The organism is Paenibacillus sp. J14 (assembly GCF_000518465.1).
Taxonomy (GTDB): domain Bacteria; phylum Bacillota; class Bacilli; order Paenibacillales; family Paenibacillaceae; genus Fontibacillus; species Fontibacillus barengoltzii.
Map to the genome: position 1 here is coordinate 1 of NZ_JADQ01000098.1, position 4735 is coordinate 4735.

Here is a 4735-nt window from a genome sequence, read left to right on the forward strand (position 1 = left end):
AAAGAAGTAAGCAGTAGCTAGGACTTGGTTCAGTAAGAGTCGTGAGTTAATAACGATGAAACATCATGAAGAGGATACATAGAAGTATATAAAAGAAATAAAGGNAGTAAAAAGAAATTGCAGTGAAGAACGACGGCAGATAACACAATGTTCCCGCAACGCGGCTGTAGCCGCAAGGTCCGCCCGAAGATATATGAAGTGGAATCATTACGGTGCTAATTCAGTAGCAAGGAAGGGAATTCAGGCGGACACGTCTGCAAGGCTAAGTGGCGGAGCCACCCGGCAACCTGATTCGCTGCGCTCGACGGGTCAGCGGCTTAAGCCTTTCGACGTCGGGAACACGATACGTTATCGGAAACTCCTGAAGTTGAGACAAGAAGAAGCCCATCCTCTGCGCGGGAGAGAAATCAAAGGAGCAGAGGAACGCAAGATCGTTGGGTCTGGATGAAAAAGCCAGTCCCGGGGTTTCTCCCCCTTTTAAAATACTTATAAAGACGAAAAAACACGAAAAGCTAAATGCGGAATCTTCAACGGAAGAGGAACGTTGCGAGAAAACGTAAGACGAAGGAGAAAGAACGACGTCGCCGTATATGAAAACCTAGTAAAAAAGGTATAAAACCTATATATAAAAACCTGTAAAAACCTATATAAAAGACTAAAAGCAAAGGGGGAGAAACCCAAAACCGATCTTGCTTGGGCAAATCCATGGAGCATCCGATAACACTGTATTCACGCTGCGGGCCCTAAAGGCCCCTTGGTCGCCTGGAGTGTAGGAAGTGAACTCATTACGGGGCTAATTCAGAAGCAAAGAAGCATAATCAGGCGACAACCCTGCGAGCCTAAGTCTGACGACCCGTTCGCTACGCTCACTTAAGGCTCTCGGGTTCGTGAATACAACAACGTTATCGGAAATTCGATTTTTCAACAAAACACAACATTTTATGGAGTCTTATGAATTTTTTTGTAGAACAAAGCATATTAAGAAGTAATTCATAATGAAGAGAGAAGGTTCATTGGAATGCAGACAGAACGCTTCAGTAAATTAAGAAAATCAGAACTCGCAAAGATATTTGAAAAAAAAGATATAATAGAGATTTGGAGAAAAATTGTAAAAAACCAACTCCGAAGCATTGATCTTAAAGATCTTTTTGATCACTATGATTTTAATTATAATATTGATGAAAGAGCTACATCAATACGCAACGATATCTTAAGTGGAAATTATAAGGTATCTCAAGCACTTACATATAGAATTGAAAAGAAGTTTGGTGTATGTAGACATTTGGTTACTCCGCAACCTTCTGATGCATTAGTTTTTCAAGTGTTAGTTGAAAAACTATCAAAAGAAATATTAATGAATCAACCCTCCGAAAATGCCTTTTATTCAAGAGACAGACATAGTGTTTCAAAACCACATACTACTGATGAATACAAATTTAACTGGCGGAAGCAATGGAAAAATCTACAAAAGAAAATTTATAATTTTACTGATGATAAAGAATTCATTCTTGTTACAGATCTCTCAAATTATTATGATAGTATAGATATAAGGGAATTAAGGAAAGTATTTACAAGTTACTCTAAGATAAATGAAGTAGTAATAGATCTTGTTTTTCGAATAATTGAAGATATATCTTGGAAGCCAGATTATCTACCTTATTCCTCAAGAGGATTACCTACTACCAACATTGAAGGTGTCCGATTGCTTGCTCACTCTTTTTTATTTGAAATTGATGAAGTTATCAAACAAAAAACAAACAATAGTTTTGCGCGCTGGATGGATGATATTACGATTGGTGTTGATTCACGTAAACAAGCTATAGAAATAATCAGTGCAATATCAGACATGCTAAAAAGTAGAGGGCTCGCATTAAACCTTTCCAAAACAAATATTTATAATGAGAAAGAAGGGTACTATCATTTTCAAATTGAGGAAAATAGGTATCTTGATAGTATTGAAAAAGTAAAAAAGACCGATTCTAACTATAAAGAAATTTGTAAAGAGCTTCATAAAAAGTTTAAAGCTCATTTTAAGGACCAGGGAGCAAAATACTGGGATAAAGTCACTAAACGATATATCACAGCATATGGTCGTCTAGGATCCACAAAATTACTAACAGAATTAACAAGATTATATGTTGAATATCCAAACTTAAGAGAGAATCTCCTAATATATTTACAAAATCTCGGATATAACAAAAATACTTCCTCAAAGGTTTTAGAGATAGTAGAGTTAATTGATATTTTCGATGATATATCTTTGTATCAATTATGTTATTTGCTAACCCAGTGGGAAATACCTACTAATGACGAGGCTAGAAAATTTTTAAAAGAATTTGAAGAGCATATTACTAAGTTTTCTTTTGAAAGAAAACTCCCTTCGGATTTTTATTGTTTATTATGGTTTAAAGCAAAATACAATCACCCTGAAGACTTGTTGAAATTTGTTGTTAAGTATAAGAATCTATGGCAAACGGATACCTTCTTACGTAGGCAAGTAACTGCAACCATATCAAGGTTACTAATAACCAATAGCAAAATTTCTGAAGAAATTTTATCGAGTCAAATATCTTCGGGCGTTCCCAATACAGTAACATTAGCGAGTCAGATAATGATGTTTAAAGATTTAGAAAAGTTAGATAACAAACTCAGTTTTTATTTATTTCCAAAATCAATACAAAGAATATACCCCCTCGGTAAGTTTCTTGTGTTGTGTTCAGTATTGAATTCGGAAAAAATTCGAAATGATAAAGTAGTTAGAGAAAAAATAAAAACTCACATAAAGGATCCATATTATCTTAAATGGCTAGATACTCAATTTAATATTAATTGATTTCTCTCGTAACTCAATGATGAATCGAACATCCGATAACATTATATTCACGCATCGGGTCGTCTTCGCCGACCCTCGGTCCGCCAGATGGAATTCAGAGAAGCGGAAACAGGCGGACACACCTGCGAGGCTAACTGCGCAAGCGCAGCCGGACCTGCGGTCCTTAAGCCTCTCGGCGTCGTGAATACGGGAACGTTATACGACATCATCTTAAAAATGTATTTAATTTAATGGGGGATAGATATGGAGGCTATTGAAATTAATAATCACATAGAAATTTTAGAAAGAATTAGAATGCATTACGTTCCCTCTAAATATATAAAGAAATTTATTAGTACCACATTAGATATTTATAATGAACGTCATTTGCTTAAGTCAGTAGCATTTGACAATAACTCAATTGAATATATTGCGGAAATAATAGTAAATGACATAAAAGCGAATAGACGATTCAGGCGAGTGGAATGCCTTAAAATTTTGAAGAGAATCATAAAAAATCGAGCTTCAAATGAACAATTTAGCAAGGCACTCTTGAATAATTTATTTTATCTATATCAGAGCTTCATTTTGAATAGCAGTGATGACATTCAATGGGCGGTTAGTACTTTCATTAAAGATCAAACATTAGAGGATGATCATATCATTTGGTTGATAGATAATTACGCAGAATCAGATCATATAGTAAACAGATTATTACGATATCCAGTTAGACATAAATTTATATTGGATTGGGCTCAAAACGTATATAAGGAAAGACAACTTCAGGAAAGAATCTCAGAAGTCATCGGTATTTTAATAGAGGACGAAGTCCCGGAATACATAAATGTAAATAATAGGATTCTGATGTGGGCGATATATTATTCTAAAGTATCATTACCAAATAAAAGAAAAATGATTTTAAAGCATCTTGATTATCATGATTATTCGCCCGCTATAGAAGTTGCTAAACGACTGGGTTTTGGGGAAATATCTAGTGAAATATTAAATTATTATTATGGGCTTCTCAATCGAAGAGATGACGTCGTATAACACTGCATTCACGCATCGCAGCCTGACGGCTGCTCGGTCGCCGAGAGGCATTTCGAGGAAGTGTATTCAGGTGACAACCCTGCGAACCTAACCGCGTCGCGGCCGCCCCGTTGGGGCTTAAGGTTCTCGGGTTCGTGAATGCGGGAACGTTATCTGAAACCGGTGCAAGGTAAATAAAAGACACTTGAAGATCCGTGTTACGATATCCTGTTTTCGAAGAAACTTTAAGGCATCCTTAAGGAACTTAATTTCGTAATTCATTTTCAACATCCTTAAGACTAATCAATTCACCTTTTAGGTAAGCTTCATGAGCATCTTTAATGGCATCTAATTCATCTTGAGTTGTTGGTTCATCATCGAGAGGGATTTCCCTTTTGGAGGAGGTGTTGGAAAGTCGCTCCATCAATTCGGAAACCAATTCAAGATCTTTATCGGATAATCGATCGAGTAATTCATAGAATCGTTCTTTATTTACCGCCATACTGGACATCTCCTTTCAAGAACTAATTATAACCATTATACCATCAAATACACCTGAAGGAATGGAGTTAGTAACTCAAAGTCAGTGTCAAGCTAGCGTGGGCAGTCATTTAAGATGCCTGGAACGCGAACCCCGAAGGAACCTCTTCCTTGTAAGCGCTTTGCTTCGTTCTTTCATCAAACACAAGTGATTTGTCAGAATTTTTTGCCGTTATCCGCGAAGTGCTTTGAGTGCCATACCCGTTGTGCTGCTTTGCTTCGGTCCTTGCAGCATGCGAATCATTCCAGCGATACAACCCTTGACCGGTTGCGTCACGTTCTTGAGCAATTGCCGCATGTTTATCGACTGCTGCGGCGTTGCCTGCTTACTCGCTTGTCCTTCAACCGTTCTTA

Annotated in this window: 3 protein-coding genes and 1 pseudogene; 2 read left to right on the forward strand and 2 right to left on the reverse strand. The window is 37.0% G+C overall.

Annotated features, from left to right (window positions below):
- The first annotated feature begins 1018 nt into the window (after positions 1 to 1018).
- Complete coding sequence (locus M891_RS0121950; protein WP_028540277.1) at positions 1019 to 2833, forward strand: RNA-directed DNA polymerase; 1815 nt, start codon at positions 1019 to 1021, stop codon at positions 2831 to 2833.
- Positions 2834 to 3076: 243 nt separating this feature from the next.
- The gene (locus tag M891_RS0121955; RefSeq protein WP_028540278.1) at positions 3077 to 3862 is read left to right on the forward strand and encodes a hypothetical protein; all 786 of its coding nucleotides are present in this window, start codon (positions 3077 to 3079) and stop codon (positions 3860 to 3862) included.
- 244 nt (positions 3863 to 4106) lie between these two features.
- Here M891_RS0121955 and M891_RS0121960 read toward each other — a convergent pair whose 3' ends face one another.
- Positions 4107 to 4343: a hypothetical protein gene (locus M891_RS0121960; RefSeq protein WP_028540279.1), complete on the reverse strand. Its 237-nt coding sequence runs from the start codon at positions 4341 to 4343 to the stop codon at positions 4107 to 4109.
- 210 nt (positions 4344 to 4553) lie between these two features.
- Positions 4554 to 4735, reverse strand: a pseudogene (locus tag M891_RS24415) (ISLre2 family transposase); the annotation flags it as partial.